Genomic DNA, 21,251 nt, shown 5'->3' on the forward strand with positions numbered 1-21,251 from the left:
ATGAGAGCGTCGCCGTCACCGACCTCGCAGAACTCACCGAGACCGCTGAGGTCCCTCGCATCGCGGCGCTCGCCGCGCCCCTTGCGATCACTGATACGCACGGTCACCGCCGCGTTCGTCGTCACCACGGTGGCCGCCGCGACCCTCACGCCCGGGGTCGCGAGCGCGCGGGAAGCCGGGCCCGGTTTCGCCGCGGACCCGACGAGCCTCGTCGACACCTCGATCGGGAACAATGGCGACGGCACCACCTTCCCCGGCGCCGCCACCCCGTTCGGCATGGTCCAGCTGAGCCCCGACACACAGCTGAACAAGTACGCCTCGTACGACTACGCGCAGGACACCATCCTCGGCTTCAGCCACACGCACCTGTCGGGTGTCGGCTGCCAGACGATGGGCAACATCCGGTTCATGCCGACCACGGGCGAGGTGACCTCGTCCGATCCGGCGCAGTACGGCGCGAAGTTCAGTCACGACAACGAGACCCGGTCGCCGGGCTACTACGGCGTGAAGTTCGACAACGGCATCAAGGCCGAGCTGTCGGCGACCCAGCGGACCGGCCAGCACCGCTACACCTTCCCCAGCGGTTCGGGTGCGGAGAACGTCCTCATCGAGGCAGGGGAGAGCAACGGCAGCACCTACGCCGGAGACATCAACGTCGTCGGCGACAACACCGTCGAGGGCTGGGTCCAGGGCGGCAACTTCTGCGGGGAGACCGGCAAGGAGCGCTACCGGGTCTACTTCAGCGCCAAGTTCGACCGGTCGTTCGCGAAGTTCGGCACCTGGAGCGACGGCACGCTCACCCCGAACCAGCGCGAGGCATCGCGGGGCGACAAGCGCGCCGGTGCCTGGCTGTCGTTCGACCCGGCCAAGGGCGACAAGGTCGGCGCCTCCGTGGGCCTGTCCTACACCTCGGTGGACGGCGCGCGCCTCAACCGCGGTGCCGAGCAGCCGAGTTCGTTCGACCGGGCCCGCTCCGGTGCGCACGACGCCTGGAAGTCCGAGCTGAACCGGATGCGCGTCGCGGGCGGCTCCACCGCCGACCAGCGCACGTACTACAGCGCCCTGTACCGTTCGCTGCTGCACCCCTCGATCGGGTCCGACGTCGACAACCGCTACCGCGGCTTCGACGACAAGGTGCACCGCTCGGACTCCACGTACTACCAGATGTTCTCGCTGTGGGACACGTACCGCTCTCAGAACCAACTGGTGGCGCTGCTGCACCCGGACAAGGCCGCCGACATGGCCAAGTCCCTGCTGCACATCTACAAGGACGCCGGCTGGCTGCCGCGCTGGGGTCTCGGCAACAGCGAGACGAACGTGATGAGCGGCGACCCGGTGACTCCGTTCATCGTCGACCTCTACAACCGCGGCCTGCTCGACGACCGCACGTCGCGCGAGCTCTTCGACGCGCTGTGGAAGAACGTCAACGAGGTGCCGTCCGATCAGTCGACCTTCCGTGGCCGCGACGGCAACCCGACGTACGTCAAGAACGGCTTCGTCGGCTACCAGGACCTGCCCGGTTACAAGTTCGGCGACAGCCGCCAGGCGGGTTCGGCCACGCTGGAGTACGCGCTCGGCGACTGCGCCCTGTCCACGATGGCCGAAGGACTCGGCCACAAGGACAAGGCCGCGACGCTCGCCTCGCGCTGCGACAACTTCACCAAGTTGTGGGACTCGAAGGTGACTTCGCAGGGCTTCACCGGCTTCCCGGTGACTCGGAACGCGGACGGCAGCGCCGCCGGTGACACCGACCCGACGCAGTCCGGTGCCTTCCACGAGGGCACGGCCTGGCAGTACCAGTGGTTCGCGCAGCAGAACCCGCAGGGGCTCTACGGCCTGATGGGCGGCAAGAAGGCAGCCGAGCAGCGCCTCGACAAGTTCTTCGACATGCCGACGGTGCTCAGCGATCCGGCCAAGGCCGCCAAGGACTCCTGGGTGACGGGCGCGTACGACTACCACAACAACTTCGCGTTCAACCCGAACAACGAGCCCGACTTCCACGCCCCGTGGATGTACGCGTGGACCGACACCCCGTGGAAGACCTCCTCGGTGCTGCGGGCCATGCGGACGCTGTTCACCGACGACCCGTACGGCATGCCCGGCAACGACGACCTCGGCGCCACGTCGTCGCTGCTCGTCTTCGCCATGGCCGGTGTCTTCGAGGTCCAGCCCGGTTCGGCGAAGTACGTCCTCTCCGCCCCGATGTTCGACAAGGTCGAGATCCGTCCGGCGGGCGGCCGCAAGATCAGCATCGCGGCTCCGGGCGCGGACGCGTCGAAGCTCCAGTACGTCTCGTCCGTGACCACGGGCAAGGGCACTCCGCTGCGCAAGAGCTGGCTCTCCCACAAGGAACTGCTCGACTCCGGCACGATCGGCATCAAGCTCTCGGACAAGCCGACGAGTTGGGGCACGGGCGTGGCGCCGCCGGCGGTGGCCGGGGACTGACGGTGGTCGGGGCGCGGCTTCTCGTTCATGGGGAGCCGCGCCCCCGCTCTCGGGCTGCTTGCTGCGAAATCCGCTTGTGCCGGCCGTGCTCCGAATGGTGCGCTGGCACGGTGATCAAAGGTGATGACGCAGATGACGCATCTCATGGGGATGCCACTGTCCGGCCGCTGACGATGGCGTGGGTGCGGCGCGGGCTCGGGGACGGCGAGCGGGTCGTTCGTGTCGAGGCGCTGCACGGTGGTGTCACCGCCGAGATGCGGCGGCTGACCGTGGCCGGGCCCGGTGGCGGCGGCCGTGAGCTGGTGCTGCGGAGTTACGTCGATCCGTTCTTCGTGGATCGTGCCGAGGAGGCGCTGGAACGGGAGAGCGGCGCGCTGACCGTGCTCGCGGGCGCCGCCGACGTACCGGCTCCCGGGCTGATCGCCACCGATCCGACCGCTGCGCACTGCGAGTATCCGTCGCTCCTGATGACCTGCCTGCCGGGGCGGACGCTGCTCGCGGACGAGGGGCTCGAGACACGTGTCCGGTTGCTCGCGCGGCAGCTCGCGGCGATTCACAAGGTGTGCCCCGCCGAACTGCCGCCGAAGTACGAGGCGTTGACCACCGCCGACACCGTCGTGGTTCCCGAGGGAGCCGACGCCGCCGCGTGGGCCGCGGCCATCGACGTCATCCGTGGGCCCGCACCGCCCTACGAAGGGCGCTTCCTGCACCGGGACTTCCATCTCGGCAACGTCCTGTTCGACGCGCCGGAGACCCGGATCACGGGCGTCGTCGACTGGGCGGGGACCTCTTGGGGCCCCGCCGACCTCGACGTGGCGCACACCTGCACCAACCTGGCCCTGGTGCACGGTCCGGAGTGGGGGCAGCGGTTCGCCGACGCGTACGAGGAGGCCGGTGGGGTGCTCGCCGGGACGCCGGAAGACCGGCTGTACTGGCGGGTGCGGGACGCGCTGGCGTTCTCGGAGGAGGTGGAGGTGGTCGCGCGGCCGTGGCGGGAGGCGGGGAGGACCGAGCTGACCACGTGGGTGGTGGGGCGGCGGCTGGATGCCTATGTCACGGGGTTGATGTCATCCGTGTGACGGCGTGACACCGGGGGCGCCGCCGCCCCTCCTGTCACCTGGCAAAGAACTTCTGCGCCGCACGGACTCCCTCCGCCAGCGCCTCGACCTCCGCATGGGTGTTGTAGACGTAGAACGACGCCCGCGTCGTCGCCGGGATGCCATAGCGGCGCACGATCGGGCGGGCGCAGTGGTGGCCCACGCGGACGGCGATGCCGCGTTCGTCGAGGATCTGGCCGATGTCGTGCGGGTGGATGTCGTCCACGGTGAAGGAGACGGCCGAGCCTCGGTCGCGCAGGCCGGCAGGTCCGACGATGTGGAGGCCGGGGATCTCGCCCAGGAGTCGCAGGGCGTGTCCGGTCAGGCGGTCCTCGTGCGCGGCCACCTCGTGCATGTCGAGGGCCGTGAGGTAGTCCATGGCCGCCGCGAGGCCCACCGCCTGCGCCGCCATCGGGACCCCGGCCTCGAAGCGCTGCGGGGGCGCGAGGAACGTGGAGCGGTCCATCTCGACGACCTCGATCATCGAGCCGCCGGTGAGGAACGGCGGTAGTTCTGCGAGGAGTTCGCGGCGGCCCCACAGCACGCCGACACCGCTGGGGCCCAGCATCTTGTGGCCGGAGAAGGCGAGGAAGTCGGCCCCGAGCTCGTGGACGTCGACGGGGCGGTGCGGGACCGACTGGGCGCCGTCGACCACGACGAGTGTGCCGTGCGCGTGGGCGCGGTCGGCGAGTTCGCGTACGGGGTTGAGGGTACCGAGGACGTTGGACTGGTGGGTGAGGGCCAGGACCTTCGTGCGCTCGTCGAGGAGTTCGTCGGCGCGGCCGAGGTCGAGGCGGCCGTCGTCGGTGAGGGCGAACCAGTCGAGGGTCGCGCCCGTGCGTTCGGCCAGTTGCTGCCAGGGCACGAGGTTGGCGTGGTGTTCCATCTCCGTCACCACGATGCGGTCGCCGGGGCCGATCCGGCGGGCGTTCTCCAGGGCGTACGCGACGAGGTTGATGCCCTCCGTCGTGTTCTTGGTGAACACGACCTCGTCGTCCGCCGCGCCGATGAACTCCGCGACCGTGTGCCGGGCGTTCTCGTAGGCCTCGGTGGCCTCGTCGGCGAGCTGGTGGGTGCCGCGGTGGAGTCGGGAAGTCCTTGCGCACTGCGTCGACGTCGAAGCCCACGACCGGCCACCTCTCACGGTTTCTTGTTTCATTTGACGTGAGGGACGTTAGGCACTCTCACGGAGAATCGCAAGCGTTACCATGAGGGCGTGGATCAAGCCGACCCCGTCTATCTCCGCCAGCCCCCGGTCCCCGGCGAGGAGCGATTCCTCTCGCTGGCCCTGGTCAACACTCGGTTCGACGTCAGTCATGGCGCCGTCGACCTGCTCGACGACACCGAGGCCACACACCTGTGGCTCGTCCGGCACGAGCTGCTGACCGACCGGACGGCACTGAACGGGCGACAGCACGGTCGACTGCTGGGCCTGCGCGAGTCCGTACGCACACTGCTGCAGGCCCGCGCGGAAGGCACGGGATCACCACCCGCCGACGCCCTCGACATCCTCAACTCGGCACTGGCGGCGGCCCCTTCGACACCCCGACTCGCCTGGTCCGCCACCGGCCCGCACCGCGCCGACTCCCCCGACACGGGCAATCCGGTGGCCGCCGCGCTCTCCCAGTTGGCCGACGACGCCACCGACCTCCTCGTGGGCCCGGAGGCCGACCGCCTCACCGAATGTGCCGCCCAGAACTGCGCCCGCTGGTTCCTGCGCTCACACGGCGCCCGCCGCTGGTGCACGACGCGCTGCGGGAACCGGGTGCGGGCGGCGCGGTCGTACGCGGCGCGCAAGCAGCGGTGACGCGGGGCGGCCCGCCTCAGGTGGGTACCCCGGATGTCAGTAGCGGTGGCCCGGCCAGTGCCGATGCGTCCAGCGGTCGTCGCCGGTGAGGGACAGTAGCTCGATCCGGTGCACCACTTCCTGCGAGGCACCAAAGGCGCGGAGCCGCGCGGCGGCGTGGCCGTGGAGCCAGGCAGCCAAATCGGCGCACATCCGATCCTCGTCGTTCTCGTACCAGTTGATGTACCACGGGAGCCGGTCCCCCAGCAGCTCGTACTCCCACTCCTCCGCGGCCTCCGCCAGCCGCCGGTCAGACAGGGCGCCGGTCTGCCGCTCCCACTCGGCGAGCCAGGGAGTGACCGTGCCGGACGCCTCGGCGCACATCGCCATGACCTGGTGTGCCGGGACGGCGGCTTCCGGGTCGGTGAGGCTCTGCACCCACCAGGCGTGCAGGAACTCGCGTACGGCACCGGCCTGCGCGTCGGACCACCGCTGCCAGTGGCCACGGGCGAACGAGCCGCCCGCCTCCTCAAGACCGAACAGCCCATCGACACGACCGGCCACCAGAGCCGCGGCGAACTGCGGCAGGATGCGGCGCAGCACCGCCCCGTGATCCGTCCCGTCGACGGCTCGCCATTTGGGTGGCTGGATGCATGACGTGGACCCGTACCTTCAGGGACTCCGGAGCGGCCTCGGCCGTCCGAAGATCCCGACCTTACTGGAGCGGGCGGAGCGGTACGACCTGTTAATCGATGGTGGGTCCCTGCGCTCGCGGGGCCAGGACGGGAAGTGAGGACAGCCCCCGGACGAGGCGGGTGCGGCGCCATGTCAACTGGCTCTCGGGGACAGCGAGTCGGAGACCAGGGTGACGTGCCAGGAGTGCTCGCAGCACGATCTCCATCTCCGCCTTGGCCAGGGGTGCGCCGACGCAGCGGTGGATGCCGTGGCCGAAAGCGAGGTGGGCGGTGGCGTCGCGGCCCAGATCGAGCTCGTCCGGCTCCGGGAACCTCGCCGGGTCCCGGTTCGCGGCACCGAGCGCCACCAACACCGGTACACCTACGGGGATTTGCGTACCTCCGAGCGTGCAGGCTTCGGCGGTGAACCGGAAGGTGGACATGCTCACCGCGGAGTCGTAGCGGAGGAGTTCGTCCAGGGCGCCGGGGATCTCGTCCGGGGCGCGCCGGAGGCGGTCGAGCTGGGCCGGGTGCCGGAGCAGTGCCAGGACCGCGTTGCCGAGGGCATGGGTGGTGGTCTCGTGTCCGGCCACGAGCAACAGGACGGCCAGGGAGACCAGTTCGTCCTCACTCAGTCGGTCCTCTCCGTCGCGAGCGGCGACGAGCCGGTCCAGGAGGGAGCTGCCGGGGTCGCGACGCTTGGCGTCGATCAGCCCCGCCATGTACTCCGCCATCGCGTGCGAGGCCGCGTCGATGACATCGGGCTCCCCCGCCGCGAACAGCTCCGCGGACCAGCGTCGTACGGCGCCCCTGTCGTCCGGTGGCACGCCGAGCAGCTCGCAGATGACGGCGACCGGCAGGGGCACCGCCAGGCCGGCCACGAAGTCGAACGGCTCACCGGCGTGCCACTGGTCCAGTAGTTCCTCGGTGACGCGGGCGATGAACGGGCGCAGCCGCGCGACGGCCCCGGTCGTGAACGCCTTCGTCACCAGGCGGCGAAGGCGGGTGTGCCGGGGCGGGTCGGTCGCGAGCATGGTGTGTGCGACCGCGGGGTGCAGGCGCCGCCGCGATTCCTTGCCCGCGAAGAACGCGGCCGTGTCCTTCGAGAGCCGGGCGTCGTGGAGGGCTTCCCTGGCCTCCTTGTACCCGGTGGCCACGTACGTGGTGCGGCCACCGGAGCCCGCCGGGACGGCTCGTACGGGACAGGTGGCCCGCATGGCGGCCAGGGCCGGGTAGGGGTCCCTGAGGAAACGGGGGTCCTGGGTCGGGTCGGTCATGCCCTCAGGATCCAACGACGTACGGGCGTCCGTGTGCCGTTCGTGTCATCCGCGTAGCCTCCGCGTTGCCTAGGATCAAGGATCATGGACATCGCAGCGATACTCATCCTCCTGGTCGGAGTGCTCATCACGGCCGGCACCGTCGAGCGCAAGGTCGACCGCGCCGACCGCAGGACCGCCCGCGTGGAGCGGAAGCTGGACCTGATCATGGAACACCTGGGGATCGAGACCGACGCGCTCGGCCCGGGCCTCGACAACGTACGAGCGCTGCTGCGGGACGGCAAGAAGATCCCCGCCGTCAAGGCGTACCGCGAGGCGACCGGCGTGGGCCTCAAGGAGGCCAAGGACGCGGTCGACCGCATCGAGTCCGACCTGCGCTGACGTCCCGGCCGTCGATGTCAGCGCGCCACATCCACCCGGGTGACATGGTCCTCGCCCTGAGGCCCTGAGGCCGACTTGTCCAGGACGTAAGCGGTGTCCTCGTCGCTCATGTGCACATGATTGGGGAGGGCGTTGGTGCCGATGGTCTCCTTGACGGCACCGGAACGTGTGTCGACGACGGACACGCTGTCGTCGAGCCGATTGACGACCAGCACGCGCGCCGAACGCCCCACCGTGGTCAGGGACTTGGCGCCCTGCCCGGTGGCCACCGACCTGACGACCTTCCCCTTGCGCAGGTCGACGACCGACACACCGCCCGCACCCTGGTCGGCGGTGTAGGCGGTGCGGCCGTTCGCGGAGAGAGCTATGGAGAGGGGGCCGTCGCCGGTGGGCAGGAGGCGCGGCTCGGAGGAGCCGGGGGCTATCCGGATGATGCGATCGTGCGTGAAGTCGGCGGCGTGGACCGCGCCGGTGCGTTCGTCGACCGCGAGCCCCGTCGGGCCCGCCCCCTCGACGGTGACGCGCCGGGTCTCCTCGTACGTAACGGTGTTGAAGCCGACGATCGAACCGGTGCCGAAGGCGGTGGCCCAGACTGTGTCGCGCTTCTCGTCGACGACGATCTCGCGGGCGTGCGCGACGCCGGGGACGGTCGCGAGGTGGCGCCCCGTCCTCTGGCTGTACACGGCGACGCTGTCGTTGCGGGTGTTCGTGACCCACACCGTGTTGTGCTCGTCGTCCACGTCGATGCCGTAGGCGGCTTCGACGGTGCCGTCACCTTCGTCGAGCGGCACCGGGAAGCTCGCCTCCACCTCCAGCGTGTCCGGGTCGAGCCGCACCAACCGCGAATCCGTGACCGGCGCGGGCGGCTGCCCCACCGAACTGGTCGCCCAGAGCGCGTCGTTCCTCTCGGAGTACGCAGACTGGTACAGGCCGGGGGCGAGCGGCGCGGACTTGAGCCTCGATCCGGCCGCGGCGGCGGGCTCCACCAGGGTGAAGGCGGTACAGGCCGCCAGGGCGACGGTGGTCGCCGTGGTGCGGTGGGCGCGTCTGTTGGGTGAGGACATGGGTGCGGTATCCCTGCCGATCCATCGAGTAAAATTTAGGCAAGGCTAACCTAATACAATCGTCATGCGTCACCCCTCCCGCCCGGCACCCAGTGCGTTCACCGCCCCGCCGTCCGCCCCGAGCAGCTCCCCCGCGAAGTGACACGCCGACAACCGGCCGTCCACCTGGACGAGCTCCGGCTCCACCTGTCGGCACACGTCCCGCACCACCGGACACCGTGTGTGGAATCGGCACCCCGACGGCGGGTTGACCGGAGAGGGCGGGTCGCCCGCGAGGACGATGCGGCGGCGGCGCGGGGCGTCGGGTGTGCGGATCCGGTCGAGGGAGGGTTCCGCGGAGAGCAGGGCCTGGGTGTAGGGGTGGCCCGGGCGTTCGTAGAGGCGGGAGGCGTCCGCGTACTCGGCCACCTTGCCCAGGTACATGACCGCGATCCGGTCGGACACATGGCGGACGACGCCGAGGTCGTGGGAGACGAAGACCAGGCCGAGGCCCAGCTCCCGTTGCAGGCGCAGCAGCAGGTTGACCACCTGGGCCTGTACGGACAGGTCGAGTGCCGAGACCGGTTCGTCGCACAGGAGCACGTCGGGGCCGAGCGCGATGCCGCGGGCGATGCCGATGCGCTGGCGCTGGCCGCCGGAGAACTGGTGCGGGAAGCGGTCGGCGTGCGCGGGCTCCAGGCCGACCAGTTCGAGGAGTTCCTCGACCCGGCGGCGGCGCCCCTGCTTCGGTACGGCGTCGGGATGGACGTCGTACCCCTCTCCGATGATGTCGCGTACGCGCATGCGTGGGTTGAGCGAGGCGTACGGGTCCTGGAACACCACCTGGACCCGGCGCCGCCAGCGGCGCAGTGCGGCGCCGCGCAGTCGGCCGACGTCCTGGCCGTCGAAGGTGAGGCTGCCGGCGGTGGGCCGCTCGAGCGCGCACAGCAGGCGCAGCAGGGTCGATTTGCCGCAGCCGGACTCGCCGACGATGCCGAGGGACTCCCCCTTGCGCAGTTCGAGGTCGACGCCGTCGACGGCACGGACCAGGGACTTGGCGCGCCCGGGCCGCAGCCGGGGCGCGGTGTCGTAATGCCTGGCCAGGCCTGTCGCCTGGAGGAGTACGTCGCTCATGAGGCGCCTCCGGCCAGTGAGGGGGACTCCGTGGTGTCGAGGGTGTCCGCGAGGTGGCAGGCCGCCTTGCGCGGGCCGTCGCTCGACAGGTCACGCAGCTCGGGGCGTTCGGTGGCGCACAGGTCGATCGCCTTGGAACAGCGCGGCCTGAAGGGGCAGCCGGTGGGCAGGCGCAGCATGTTCGGCGGGGTGCCGGGGATGGCGGGCAGTTCGAGGCCCTTCATCTCGCTCGACGGCATCGAGCGCAGCAGACCCTGGGTGTAGGGATGGGACGGGTCACCGAGGACGAGCGGCGTGGGGCCAGATTCGATGACCCGGCCCGCGTACATGATGACGAGGTCGTCGGCGATCTCGGCGGCTACGCCCAGGTCGTGGGTGATGAGGACGACTCCCATGTCGCTGTCCTGCTGGATCTCCTCCAGGAGTTCGAGGATCTGGGCCTGGACGGTGACGTCGAGCGCGGTGGTCGGTTCGTCGGCGATGAGCACCTCGGGGCCGAGCGCGAGCGCCATGGCGATCATGACGCGCTGGCGCATGCCGCCGGAGAACTCGTGCGGGTAGTCGCGCACCCGCGCGCGGGCGCTGGGGATGCCGACCCGGTCGAGCATCTCGGCGGCCCCGCGCATGGCGTCCTTGCGGGACGTGCCGCGGTGCACCTGGTACAGCTCGGCGATCTGTCGGCCCACCGTGTGCACGGGGTTGAGGGCGGACAGGGCGTCCTGGAAGACGAGCGAGATGCGGCTGCCGATGATCCGGCGGCGTTCCTTCTCGGGGATCGCGATCAGGTCCTGGCCGTCGAAGAGCGCGCTGCCCGCGCGGACCCGTCCGGGTGGGGTGTCCAGGATTCCGGTGATGGCCTGGGTGGAGACGCTCTTGCCGGAACCGGACTCGCCGAGGACGACGAGGGTCTTGCCGCGGCGCAGCGTCCACGAGACCTCGTCGACGGCGCGCAGGGTGCCGCCCTGGGTGTCGAACTCGACGGTGAGGTCGGTGACTTCGAGCAGCGGGGCGGCCCGGTCGGCGGTGTCGGTGGCGGTCATGTCCGCGCTCACCTCCGCAGCTTCGGGTCGAGCGCGTCCCGCACGGTGTCGCCCATCATCATGAAGGACATCACCGTCAGCGTGAGGAACAGCGCGGGGAAGAGGAACAGGTGGATGTCGTCTCGGTAGGAGGCGGCGATGGCGATCTGCAGGCCCCAGGAGATGGTCGGCGGCTGCAGCCCGATCCCCAGGAAGGTGAGCGCGGCCTCGGTGCCGACGGCGACACCGACCGAGAGGGTGGTGAGCGAGAGCAGCGGCGCCACGGAGTTGGGGAAGATGTGTTTGCGCAGGATGTGCGGGGCGGTCGCCCCCAGCACCCGGGCGGCGAGCACGTACTCGCGACTGCGCACGGACAGCACCGTGGACCGCATCAGCCGCATCCCGGCGGGCCAGCCGAGCAGCACGATCACGAAGGCGATGGTCCACACCGAACGGGCCGAGAAGGCCTGCAGGATGACGATCATCGCGACGAGCCCGGGCAGCGCGAACAGGACGTCGGCGGTGCGGGAGACCAGGCCGTCGACGAAACCCGGGAAGTATCCGGCGAGCATGCCGAGGGTGCAGGCCACCACGAAGCCGACGAGGCTGACGGAGACACTGACCAGAACCGACGGGCGGGCGCCGTAGATGACGTTGGCGAAGTAGTCGCAGCCCTGGATGTCGTAGCCGAACCAGTGCGCCGCGGACGGCCCGACCTTGCTGTGGCGCAGATTGCAGGCGGTGGGATCGGCGGAGGTGAACAGGCGTGGGAAGGCCGCCATCGCCACGATGACGAGGATCACCACACCGGACAGGACGAACCGCGGCTTGCGCAGCAGTTCGCGCAGGACCGCGGCGCCCGCCGGGGCGTCCTCCGCGGTCGGCTCGGTCTCGGTCGCCGCGACCAGGGCGGGGCTAGACATGACGCACCCGCGGGTCGAGGAGGCCGTAGAGCAGGTCGACGATCAGGTTGACGACCATGTAGCCGATGAGCAGGACTGTGGAGAGAGTGACGACGACTCCGCCCTCCTTCATTCCGATGGAGCGGAACATGAACTGGCCGATGCCGTTGAGGTTGTAGATGCCCTCGGTGATGATCGCGCCGCCGAGCGTGCCGGCCAGGTCGAGCCCGATGTACGTGATCACGGGGAGCAGGGCGTTGCGCAGCACGTGCCGCCACAGGATCCGCTGCGGGGACAGTCCCTTCGCGCGGCCGGTGCGCACGAAGTCGGCGCCCGCCACCTCCACGAGGCTGGTGCGGGTGATACGGGCGAGGCCGGCGAAGCCGAGCACACCGAGGACGGTGGCGGGCAGCAGATAGCTGGTGGGCCAGCCGTCGGCGCTGCCGGAGACGGGGAACCAGCCGAGCTGGACGCTGAACAGGGACTGGGCGAAGAACATGACGACGAGTCCGGGCACGGCAAGCACCGCGAGGGTGGCGCCGAGCAGTGCCCGGTCCACGAGCCCGTCGCGCCGCCAGCCGGCGTAGATGCCGAACAGCAGGCCGAAGACGGTCTGGATGGCGAGAGCGGTAAGACCGAGCTGGAGGGTGACCGGCCAGCGCAGCGCGAGCTGTTCGCCGATGTCCTGACCGTCGAAGGTCTGGCCCAGATTGCCCTGCAGCAGGTTCCCCATGAAGTGCAGGTACTGGGAGAACAGTGGATCGTCGAGGTGGTAGTAGGCGCGTTTGGCCGCGATGACCGACGGGGCGAGCGGCTTGTCGCCGGACAGTGCCTGTATGGGGTCGCCGGGCAGGGCGAACACCATCGCGTAGACGATGAACGTCACGATGATCCCGATCGGCACCATGATGATCAGGCGCCGGAGCGCATACCTGAACATCGTGGATCTCCTTGTGGTGTCGGGGAGTTCAGCGGGAGACGGTCGACCAGACCGGATTGAGTCCGGCGTACGGGGAGTCCAGCGGCTCGACCCCGGGGGCGTGCAGATAGGCGTCCGGCTTGTGGTACAGCGGGATCATGGGCATCTGCTCGGCCTCCAGGTCCTCGGCGGCCTGGTACTTCTTGATGGCGGCGGCCGGGTCGGCGAGCGCGTTGCCCTCGTCGATCAGCTTGTCGAGGGCGGGGTTGCTGTAGCGGGCGCCGTTCACGTCGCCGTGGCTGCCGACGATGGGGGTGAGCCAGTCCTCGATGGACGGGTAGTCGTGGCCCCAGCCGGCCAGGTACATGCCGTCGATCCTGCCCTTGCTGAACAGGGCTCCGAGGTCGATGGCGGGCTTGCCGACGTAGGCGACCTTGATGCCGAGGTTCTGCCGCCACATGTTGCCCAGCGCCTCGGCGAAGACCCGCTGCCCGGGGTCGTCGCTGTTGTAATACATCTTCAGCGTGCCCGGGAAGCCGCCCGCCTGCTTCAGGAGCTGCTTGGCCTTGGCCACGTCCAACATGCAGGCGTCACAGGTGTGTTCGCGGTATCCGGGCAGCGAGGGCGCGGTGAACGAGGTGGCGGGGAAGGATCCCGCGCGCAGCTTGGTGAGTGTCTTGCGGTCCAGGGCGAGCGACAGGGCGCGGCGCACCTTCGGGTCCTTGTACGCGCCGGAGTTGACCGGCGGTACGAGGTAGGTCATGTTGACCGCGGCCTTGGACACCGCGCCCTTGCCGGGTGCGTCCTTCTTGTAGGTGTCGCCCTTGGTGTCCGGGACGATGGTGTAGTCGACGTTGCCCGCGAGGAACTCGTTGTAGGCGGTCTCCGGGTTGGAGAAGAACCGGTAGGTGAGCTGGTCCGCGTCCGGGCCCTTGAGCGGGTACTTCTTGTTGCGGACCATGACGACCGGCTGCCCCGCCTTCCACTGGGACTTCAGCTTGTACGGCCCGTAGCCGATCGGCTTGTGGTCGTAGGCGTCGGGATCCTTGAGCACTTCGGGGGCGAGCGCGACGGAGCCGTAGTACATCAACGTCGTCGGATACGGGGAGAAGGCCTTGTCGAGCGTGACACGGAAGGTGAGGTCGTCGATCACCTTCAGGCCCGACATCGTTGTCTTCTTGGGCTTGCCGCTCGCCGGATTGAGGTCGTCGTAGCCCTTGATACGGCTGAAGAAGCCGTTGTTCTTGTAGCCGTGGGGGGCGTAGGCCGTGTAGTTCCACGTGTCGACGAAGGCCTTGGCGGTCAGCTTCTCGCCGTTGGTGAAGGTCCAGCCCCGCTTGAGCTTGATGGTCCAGGTCCTGGCGTCCTTCGAGGTCACCGAGTCGGCCACGACGTACTTGAGCTTGCCGCTCTTCCGGTCGAGGTCGGTGAGCGGGGCCCACATGGCCCAGGCCAGCTGGATGCTGGTGGAGCTGTTGTCCTTGGCCGGGTTGATGGCCGGTATCTCGTTCTTCGAGGCCACGACGACGGACTTCCGGCCGCCCGAGGCGCCGTCGTCGGAGCCGCTCCCGGACGAACAGGCACTGGCGGCGACGGCCACCGCGAGGGCGGTGACGGCGTGGGCCGCATGACGAGATCGACGCATGCGCTTCTCCTTGGTGTCTCGGGGTGTGCGGGTGTCTCGGGTGCGTGGGCCGCAGATGTTTCGCGGCGGCGAGGACCGGCGGGGTTCAGCCCGCGCGCGAGCCGGGCGAGGCCAACCGGTCCGCCAGTAACGGCAGTTCCGCCGCGCCCGCGTCCGCGATGCGCGCGCCCAGCGCCCGAACGGCCAGTGGACGGCCCGCACAGACGCGGGCCAGGGCGCGGGCCGCGGCCGGCTGCGCGGCGACCCGGTCGGCGCCGGCCACCCGGGTCAGCATGCGCAGGGACTCCTCCTCGCGCAGAAAGGACAGCGGTACGGCGGACCGCCCGGGCAGCGTGGCGAGGCGGGACCGGCTGGTGACCAGCACCGCGCAGCCCGGTCCTCCCGGCAGCAACTGCCGGACCTGCGCCTCGTCGTGGGCGTCGTCGAGCAGGAGCAGCAGGCGGCGCCGTGCGGTGAGGGTGCGGAAGCGGGCCGCACGGTGTGCGGCTCCGTCGGGCAGTTCCGCGGCGGGCACGCCCAGGTCGACGAGGAGGCGACCCAGCACATCGGCGGGGTCGGCCGGGCTCCCGGTGGCGCCACCGAGCTCCGCGTAGAGCTGGCCGTCCGGGAAGCGGGGCGCGACCTGGTGGGCGACACGTACCGCGAGGGCGGACTTGCCGACGTCGGGCGGACCCGTGACCAGGACGCTGGGGCCGGCCACTCCTCCGTGGTGTGCGGTCAGCAGGTTCCGCAGTCGGCCGAGTTCGCTCGCGCGTCCGGAGAAGTCGGCGATGTCCCGCGGCAGTTGGGCGGGGGCGAGGGGCGCACTGGCGGCGCGGTGCAGCAGCCAGGGGTCGGCGGCGAGGATCCGCTCGTGCATACGGGCCAGGCGCGGGCCCGGCGGGACACCGAATTCGCCGAGCAGGGCCCGCCGGATGTCCTGGTAGACCTCGAGTGCCTGCCCGGTCCGGCCGCCGCGGTGGAGGGCGAGCATCAGCAGGGTGTGCAGCCGCTCGTGGTGCGGGTGGGCGCGGGCCAGGGGTCTCAGTACCTCGACGGGCTCCTCGGACGCCCCGTCCTCCAGCAGCACTTCGGCATGTTCGAGCCGGGCGGCGAGCCGCAGTTCGCCGAGCCGCAGCCGCTCCGCCTCGACGAACGGGGCGGCCGTGCCCGCCAGGGCCTCCTCCCCCGTCCAAGCGGCCAGCGCCCGCTCGTATCCGGACCTGGCGGCGTCGAGATCGCGGTGGCGACGGGCCCCGCGGGCCTCGGCCACGGCGTCCTCGAAGCGCCACAGGTCGAGGTCGTCGCGCCCGAGTTCGATCCCGTACCCGGTGTTGTGGGTGACGAGGACGCGGGGTGAGGTGCGGCGCGGGCGGTCGGGTTCGAGGACCTTGCGCAGGCGCGCCGCGTAGGTCGCGAGGAGTCCGTGGGCGCCGGCCGGAGGGCGCTCGCCCCACAGGGCGGCGGTCAGTTCATGCCGTTCCACCGGCCGTCCGCCGTGCAGCAACAGCACCGCGAGCAGCGCCAGTTGCTGGGGCGTGCCGAGACGGAGCCCGGCTCCGGCCCGCAGCGCACGGACCGGACCGAGGACCTCGTAGCGCACGACGTCCCGCTGTCCGGTGCCAAGCGTTTCCATGCCCTACTCCCTCCCTGCTGACGGACAGGCGCGGCGCCTCGCGCCGGTGCCACGGGGCGACACCGGCGGCGGAACCGGTAGGACACGGCGCTCCGACCGCCCGCAGGGCAGCGGATCACCGCATGCGTCATCACTCGTGACTCACTCTGGACCAAGGAGTCATATGATGAATGCGGGAATCTTGGCAGGTGCCCGCCAGCCGCACAACCCCTCTTGCTCGGCATTCAATGTGCCACCCATCGACCGGAGTTGAAGTCATACGATGACTCGCCGGCTGGCTACAGTGCTCCGAACGTCGGCGCCGTGCCGGATGTGCAGCGGACCGCGCCGGACCCAGGGGGAGGAAACCGATGTCGGCAGTGGAGAAGGCGTTCCACGGGTTGCGCCAGATGATCGCCACGGAGCGTCTGGGGCCCGGCGAGCGGATGCCGACCGAAGCCGACCTGTGCGCCGAACTGGGCGTCTCCCGGGGCCCGTTGCGGGAGGCGGTACGCATGCTCGCGGCACTGGGGGTGATCGAGCCCCGGCACGGCTCCGGGACCTACGTCTCCGGGCTGCGCCCGCAGGATCTGATCGGCAGCCTGTCCCTCACGGTGGATCTGCTGCCCCTGGCCGGTCTGCTCGAGATGTACGAGATCCGGCGGCTGCTGGAGGGGCACGCCGCGGCGCGTGCGGCAGCGCGCCGCACCGATGAGGACCTTCGCATCCTCAACTCCCTGGTCGAGGCGATGGAGTCGACGGAGGACCCGGACAAGGCCTCGGCGCTCGACCACGACTTCCACTGCGAGATCGCGCGGATCGGCGCGAACCCGACGCTCGCCGCGCTGATCTCGGTCTTCCGCGCCCGCTCCCGCAAGTACCAGCTCTTCACGCTGCCCGAGGGCCCGCACCTGCGGCGCCGCAGCGACGAGGGTCACCGGGAGCTGACCCGGGCCATCGCCGACCGCGACCCGGCCGCGGCGACCTGCGCGGCCCACGCACATGTGGCCCAGGCCGAGCGCTGGTTGCGCGAGCTGATGCCGGCGATCGGCGGGCCCGAGGGCGCGAGCGGCCCCGCACCGGCCACGACGCGGGACGGTGCGGGGCCGGACCTCGCCGGACCGGTCAGCGGGTGAAGGTGGACCTGATCGGGTCGACGCCCGCGTAGGCGGAGTTCAGCGGCTCGACGCCCTGCGCGTGCAGATAGACGGTACGGGACAGGGACAGCGGGATCACCGGCATGTCCGCGGCGACCATGTCCTCCACCTTCTGGTACGCCTTGATCGCCTGCTGCTGGTCGGCGATGGCGTTCGCCTTGGCGAGACCCTTGTCGACCTCGGGGTTGTCGTAGTTGCCGGTGTTGATGTCACCGTAGGAGGCGAACAGCGGGGTGAGGTAGTCCTCGATCGACGGGTAGTCGTGCCCCCAGCCCTGGATGCGGATGCCGTCGAGCTTGCCCGCGTCGTCCAGCTTGCCGATCTCGCTGCCCGGCTGGCCCGCGTACTTCACCTTGATGTGGAGGTTCTGGCGCCACATGTTGCCCAGCGCCTCCGCGTAGACCTGGCTGCCGGGGTCGTCGGTGGCGTAGTAGATCTTCAGCGCTCCGGGGAAGCCGCCCGCCTCGCTCAGCAGCTTCTTCGCCTTGGCCACGTTCAGGGTGCAGTCGGGGCAGGTGTTGTCGCGATGGCCCGCGATGCTCGGCGGTGTGAAGGACTTCGACGGTACGGTGCCGGGCTTCACCTTGGCGAGAGCGGCGCGGTCCAGGGCGAGGGACAGCGCCCGGCGCACCTTGAGCTTGTCGTACGGCTTCACGTTGACGTGCAGGACCAGGTGGCCGACGCCCACGGCCGCCTTGGTCTGCAGATACCGGCCGGCGGCCTCCTGCTTGTACGTGTCGATCTTCGAGGCCGGCAGCGGGGCGAAGTCGAGGTTCCCCGCGAGGAACTCGTTGTAGGCGGTCTCCGGGTTGGCGAAGAACCGGAAGGTGATCGACTCGGCCTGCGGGGCGTTCCCACCCTTGTAGCCCTCGTTGCGGACGAGCTTGACCGGCTGGCCGGCCTTCCAGGCGCCGTCCAGCTTGTAGGCCCCGTAGCCGATGGGCTTGTGGGTGTACTTCTGCGGATCCTTCAGTACCTCGGGGGCGAGCGCCGCGACACCGAGATAGCTGAGGGTCGAAGGGTACGGCGAGAACGGCTGCTTCAGCTTCACCCGGAAGGTGAGGTCGTCGATGACCTTCAGTCCGGAGAGCGTGTCGCGCTTGGGCTCGCCCTTCGCCGGGTTGAGCGCCTCGTAGCCCTCGACCCGCTGGAAGAAGCCGTTGTTGGCGAAGCCGTTCGGCGCGTACGCGGTGTAGTTCCAGGTGTCCACGAAGGACTTCGCGGTGAGCTTGTCGCCGTTCGTGAACGTCCAGCCGGGCTTGATCTTGATGGTCCAGGTCCTGGCGTCCGTGGACTTGATCGAGTCGGCGACCACGTTGCGCAGGTGGCCGTCCTTCGGGTCGACCTGCGTGAGCGGGGCCCACAGGGCGGACTCGATCTGGATGCCGGTCGCACCGAGGTCGTTGTTCGGAATCAGGTGCGGCACCTCGGAGTTGGTGCCGATGGTGAGGTGTCTGCTCCCGGCTCCGCCGCCCGTGCCGTCCGAGCCTCCGGAGCCGCCCGAACAGGCAGCCAGGGAGAGTGCCAGGGCCGCGGCCGCCACCGCACCACCGACGCTGCGCGTTCGTCTCATCGAAGCTCCTCGCGGGTGACGGAACGGGCCCGTGCCCCCGCCACGTCGACATCTGGTGAACGGGCGGCGACGGTAGGGAGGCGTCCGATGACACGTCAAGGAGGGGCGGGCACCCCCGAACCCGGTGTCTGCGGTGGCAGGTTCCGCGTACGTTGACTGTCCGCGAGGAGATTTCGGATGACTCGGGTGGGAGGGGGCATCGAAGGGACCGTTGCGTCACGCAACGTCAGCTCAGTGCCGAAGGCGCGGGTGGCGTGGGACGCCTGGTGACGTCCATTCGGCGTCCATCGCGCGCCGCCCGGACGTCACCGCCCGCCCCCACCTCAGCACTCCGTGAAGCTCACCCCCTCCGGAAGCTCCCCACCGGGATCCGTCTCGTAGCGGCTCAGTGCCGCCACCTTCTCCGCCGAGGAGCTGGCCGGGTCGAAGCGGTGGCGCAGCCACTCGGAGGTGAGTTTGCGGGCCAGTTCCAGGCCGACGACGCGTTGGCCCATGCACAGCACCTGCGCGTTGTTGCTCTTCACCGAGCGTTCCACGGAGTACGCGTCGTGGGCGGTCACCGCGCGGATGCCGGGGACCTTGTTGGCGGAGATCGCGACGCCGAGGCCCGTGCCGCAGATGAGCAGGGCGCGGTCGGCGCGGTCCTCGGCGACGAGGCGGGCCGCGGCCACGCCGATGTGCGGGTAGGCGGTCGTGCCGTCGGCCTGCACGCCGACGTCGAGCACTTCGGAGACGCGGTCGTCGGCCTGGAGGTCGGCCTTGATGCGTTCCTTGTACTCGAAGCCGGCGTCGTCGCAGCCGACGACCAGACGCAGCCGGTCCGTCATGCCGTTGTCACTCCTTGTCGGTTCTGTTCGTGTGCCTGTCCTTGTCCCTGTGTGTGCGGCGGCTTGGTCAGCGCCGTCACGATCAGGGCCAAGGAGGTCGCTCCCGCGTCGGGGGTGCCGAGGCTGCGCTCCGCGAGGGGGCGGGCCCGGCCCACCTTGGGGCGCAGGTCCTTCGTCGCCTCCGCGGCGGCCGTTGCCGCCTCGGCCGCCGTGCGCCAGGCCTCGGCCGGGTCGAGGCCCGAGTCCGTGGCGCGTTGCAGGGTGTCGGCGAACGGGAGCAGGGCGTCGAGCATCGTCTTGTCGCCCGGTGCCGCCCGGCCCAGGTCACCGATGGCGTCGGTGAACGCCCGTACGCCGGTGGTGACATCGGCCGCCGTGTACGCGTCCGCCTCGTCGTCCAGTGCGCGACCGAACGCCTCCAGCGCCGCGCCCCAGAGGACGCCCGATGTGCCGCCCGCGTACTCGGCCCAGGACTGGCCCGCCTGCCGCAGCAGCCATCCGGCACCCGCGTCCCGGCTCGCCCGTTCGGCCCGTTCGGCGGCGAACCGGGCGCCGCGGACCATGCCGCGGCCGTGATCGCCGTCTCCGGCGACCGCGTCGATGCGGCCCAGCTCCTCCTCGTTGTCCACCATCGTGCGGTGGATCGTCGACAGTGCTGTGCGTATGTCGTCGGCCAACTCGCGGGCCGCCGGGGATGCTTGGGGGATCTCCGTCACCGACGCCGCGGCGTCGTTCGCGTCGGCGGCGCGCAGGTCGGACAGCGGGGCGTGAGCCTTGCGGTACGCCGGGGTGTAGGCGTCGGCGCGCCAGCGCGGCTCCAACTCCTCGTCCAGCCACATCAGGGTCAGGGAGCAGCCGCCCATGTCCAGGCTGGTCACCAGCTCGCCCACCTCGGGGTCGACGATCTCGATGCCGCGCTCCCGCAGCCGTGCGGACACCCGGCCCCAGAGGAGGAAGAGTTCCTCGTACTTGGTGGCGCCGAGGCCGTTGAGGATCGCGCCCACCCGGCGGCCCGCGGTGGGAGGTGTCTCCTCAAGGAGGCGGTCCACGAGCAGCGCCGCCAGCTCGTCGGCCTTCAGCATCGGTACGTCCTCGATGCCCGGCTCGCCGTGGATGCCGAGGCCGAGGCCCAGGTGTCCCTCGGGGACCTCGAAGAGCGGCTCCCCCGCGCCCGGCAACGTACAGCCGGAGAAGGCCACGCCCAGGCTGCGCGTCGCGGTGTTGGCGGCGCGGCCGAGGCGTTCCACCTCGTCGAGGTCGAGGCCCTCGGCGGCCGCCGCGCCCATGACCTTGAAGACCGTGAAGTCGCCCGCGATGCCGCGGCGTTTGCCCTCCTCCTCGGCGGACGCCACGTCGTCGGTGACGATCACGATCCGGGTGTCGATGCCCTCGGCGCACAGCCGCTCGGCGGCGATCCGGAAGTTCAGCACATCCCCGGCGTAGTTGCCGAAGCTGAGGATCACGCCTCTTCCCTGGTCGGCGGCCTTCGCCACCGAGTAGACCTGGGTGGCCGACGGCGAGGTGAAGATGTTGCCCACCACGGCGCCGTGGGCCATGCCCGGTCCTACCGTTCCGCAGAAGGCCGGGTAGTGTCCCGAGCCGCCGCCGATGACGACCGCCACCTGGGGGTGCTCGCCGCGGTGTGCGACGACGCCTCCGGGCACTCCGCGCAACCGGTCCGCGTACAGGTCGAGAAAGCCGGCCAGCTGGTCCTCGGCGAAGTTCGCCGGGTCGTCGAAGAGTCTGGTCACGAGGGGTACCTCCAAGAACTACTACGG

General features: G+C 70.3%; 18 protein-coding genes. 5 read left to right on the top strand and 13 right to left on the bottom strand.

The window, feature by feature from the left end; all coding sequences use genetic code 11:
• The first annotated feature begins 81 nt into the window (after positions 1-81).
• Both ACZ7L4_RS26940 and ACZ7L4_RS26945 read left to right on the top strand, forming a co-directional pair.
• On the top strand, positions 82-2,445 hold the full coding sequence (locus tag ACZ7L4_RS26940; protein ID WP_472106422.1) for a GH92 family glycosyl hydrolase: 2,364 nt from the start codon (positions 82-84) through the stop codon (positions 2,443-2,445).
• A 173-nt stretch (positions 2,446-2,618) separates the two neighbouring features.
• A complete protein-coding gene (locus ACZ7L4_RS26945) occupies positions 2,619-3,524 on the top strand; it encodes a phosphotransferase family protein (RefSeq protein ID WP_472106424.1) in 906 nt (301 codons plus the stop codon).
• A gap of 34 nt (positions 3,525-3,558) precedes the next feature.
• Here the strand turns inward: ACZ7L4_RS26945 and ACZ7L4_RS26950 are convergent, their stop codons facing one another.
• Complete coding sequence (locus ACZ7L4_RS26950) at positions 3,559-4,686, bottom strand: SufS family cysteine desulfurase (protein WP_472106426.1); 1,128 nt, start codon at positions 4,684-4,686, stop codon at positions 3,559-3,561.
• A gap of 72 nt (positions 4,687-4,758) precedes the next feature.
• Between ACZ7L4_RS26950 and ACZ7L4_RS26955 the strand changes: the two genes are divergently transcribed.
• Positions 4,759-5,349: a CGNR zinc finger domain-containing protein gene (locus tag ACZ7L4_RS26955; protein ID WP_472106428.1), complete on the top strand. Its 591-nt coding sequence runs from the start codon at positions 4,759-4,761 to the stop codon at positions 5,347-5,349.
• A gap of 36 nt (positions 5,350-5,385) precedes the next feature.
• On the opposite strand, the gene ACZ7L4_RS26960 is transcribed toward ACZ7L4_RS26955, so the two are convergent.
• Together ACZ7L4_RS26960 and ACZ7L4_RS26965 are read right to left on the bottom strand one after the other, a co-directional pair.
• The gene (locus tag ACZ7L4_RS26960; RefSeq protein ID WP_472106430.1) at positions 5,386-5,931 is read right to left on the bottom strand and encodes a hypothetical protein; all 546 of its coding nucleotides are present in this window, start codon (positions 5,929-5,931) and stop codon (positions 5,386-5,388) included.
• A gap of 142 nt (positions 5,932-6,073) precedes the next feature.
• Complete coding sequence (locus ACZ7L4_RS26965) at positions 6,074-7,279, bottom strand: cytochrome P450 family protein (protein WP_472106432.1); 1,206 nt, start codon at positions 7,277-7,279, stop codon at positions 6,074-6,076.
• Positions 7,280-7,363: 84 nt separating this feature from the next.
• On the opposite strand from ACZ7L4_RS26965, the gene ACZ7L4_RS26970 reads away from it, so the two are divergent.
• Entirely contained in the window at positions 7,364-7,660 is a 297-nt protein-coding gene (locus ACZ7L4_RS26970) for a ribosomal protein L7/L12 (protein WP_472106434.1), read from the top strand.
• Positions 7,661-7,677: 17 nt separating this feature from the next.
• Here ACZ7L4_RS26970 and ACZ7L4_RS26975 read toward each other — a convergent pair whose 3' ends face one another.
• From ACZ7L4_RS26975 to ACZ7L4_RS27005, 7 genes are all read right to left on the bottom strand, one after another.
• Positions 7,678-8,724, bottom strand: a complete 1,047-nt coding sequence (locus ACZ7L4_RS26975) for a YncE family protein (RefSeq protein ID WP_472106436.1) — start codon at positions 8,722-8,724, stop codon at positions 7,678-7,680.
• 69 nt (positions 8,725-8,793) lie between these two features.
• Complete coding sequence (locus tag ACZ7L4_RS26980; RefSeq protein WP_472106438.1) at positions 8,794-9,837, bottom strand: ABC transporter ATP-binding protein; 1,044 nt, start codon at positions 9,835-9,837, stop codon at positions 8,794-8,796.
• Positions 9,834-10,877, bottom strand: coding sequence for an ABC transporter ATP-binding protein (locus ACZ7L4_RS26985; protein ID WP_472106439.1), 1,044 nt, complete (start codon positions 10,875-10,877; stop codon positions 9,834-9,836). The genes ACZ7L4_RS26980 and ACZ7L4_RS26985 overlap by 4 nt, the downstream gene beginning before the upstream one ends.
• A gap of 8 nt (positions 10,878-10,885) precedes the next feature.
• Complete coding sequence (locus tag ACZ7L4_RS26990; protein WP_472106441.1) at positions 10,886-11,779, bottom strand: ABC transporter permease; 894 nt, start codon at positions 11,777-11,779, stop codon at positions 10,886-10,888.
• Complete coding sequence (locus ACZ7L4_RS26995; RefSeq protein WP_472106443.1) at positions 11,772-12,698, bottom strand: ABC transporter permease; 927 nt, start codon at positions 12,696-12,698, stop codon at positions 11,772-11,774. Before ACZ7L4_RS26995 ends, ACZ7L4_RS26990 begins: the two co-directional genes overlap by 8 nt.
• A 28-nt stretch (positions 12,699-12,726) precedes the next feature.
• Entirely contained in the window at positions 12,727-14,322 is a 1,596-nt protein-coding gene (locus ACZ7L4_RS27000) for a peptide ABC transporter substrate-binding protein (RefSeq protein ID WP_472106445.1), read from the bottom strand.
• Between the two features lie 85 nt (positions 14,323-14,407).
• Complete coding sequence (locus ACZ7L4_RS27005; RefSeq protein WP_472106446.1) at positions 14,408-15,937, bottom strand: AfsR/SARP family transcriptional regulator; 1,530 nt, start codon at positions 15,935-15,937, stop codon at positions 14,408-14,410.
• Between the two features lie 350 nt (positions 15,938-16,287).
• Between ACZ7L4_RS27005 and ACZ7L4_RS27010 the strand changes: the two genes are divergently transcribed.
• Complete coding sequence (locus tag ACZ7L4_RS27010) at positions 16,288-17,052, top strand: FadR/GntR family transcriptional regulator (RefSeq protein WP_472106448.1); 765 nt, start codon at positions 16,288-16,290, stop codon at positions 17,050-17,052.
• On the opposite strand, the gene ACZ7L4_RS27015 is transcribed toward ACZ7L4_RS27010, so the two are convergent.
• The 3 genes from ACZ7L4_RS27015 to ACZ7L4_RS27025 all read right to left on the bottom strand — a co-directional run bounded on the left by ACZ7L4_RS27015 (position 17,042) and on the right by ACZ7L4_RS27025 (position 21,224).
• A complete protein-coding gene (locus tag ACZ7L4_RS27015) occupies positions 17,042-18,646 on the bottom strand; it encodes a peptide ABC transporter substrate-binding protein (RefSeq protein ID WP_472106450.1) in 1,605 nt (534 codons plus the stop codon). The genes ACZ7L4_RS27010 and ACZ7L4_RS27015 overlap by 11 nt on opposite strands.
• A gap of 323 nt (positions 18,647-18,969) precedes the next feature.
• Positions 18,970-19,473 (bottom strand): ribose-5-phosphate isomerase, encoded by a 504-nt coding sequence (locus ACZ7L4_RS27020; RefSeq protein ID WP_450811171.1) that lies wholly within the window; start codon positions 19,471-19,473, stop codon positions 18,970-18,972.
• Positions 19,470-21,224 (bottom strand): dihydroxyacetone kinase family protein, encoded by a 1,755-nt coding sequence (locus tag ACZ7L4_RS27025; RefSeq protein WP_472106452.1) that lies wholly within the window; start codon positions 21,222-21,224, stop codon positions 19,470-19,472. The genes ACZ7L4_RS27020 and ACZ7L4_RS27025 overlap by 4 nt, the downstream gene beginning before the upstream one ends.
• Between the last annotated feature and the right edge of the window lie 27 nt (positions 21,225-21,251).

It is taken from the genome of Streptomyces sp. NPDC107575 (assembly GCF_055657265.1).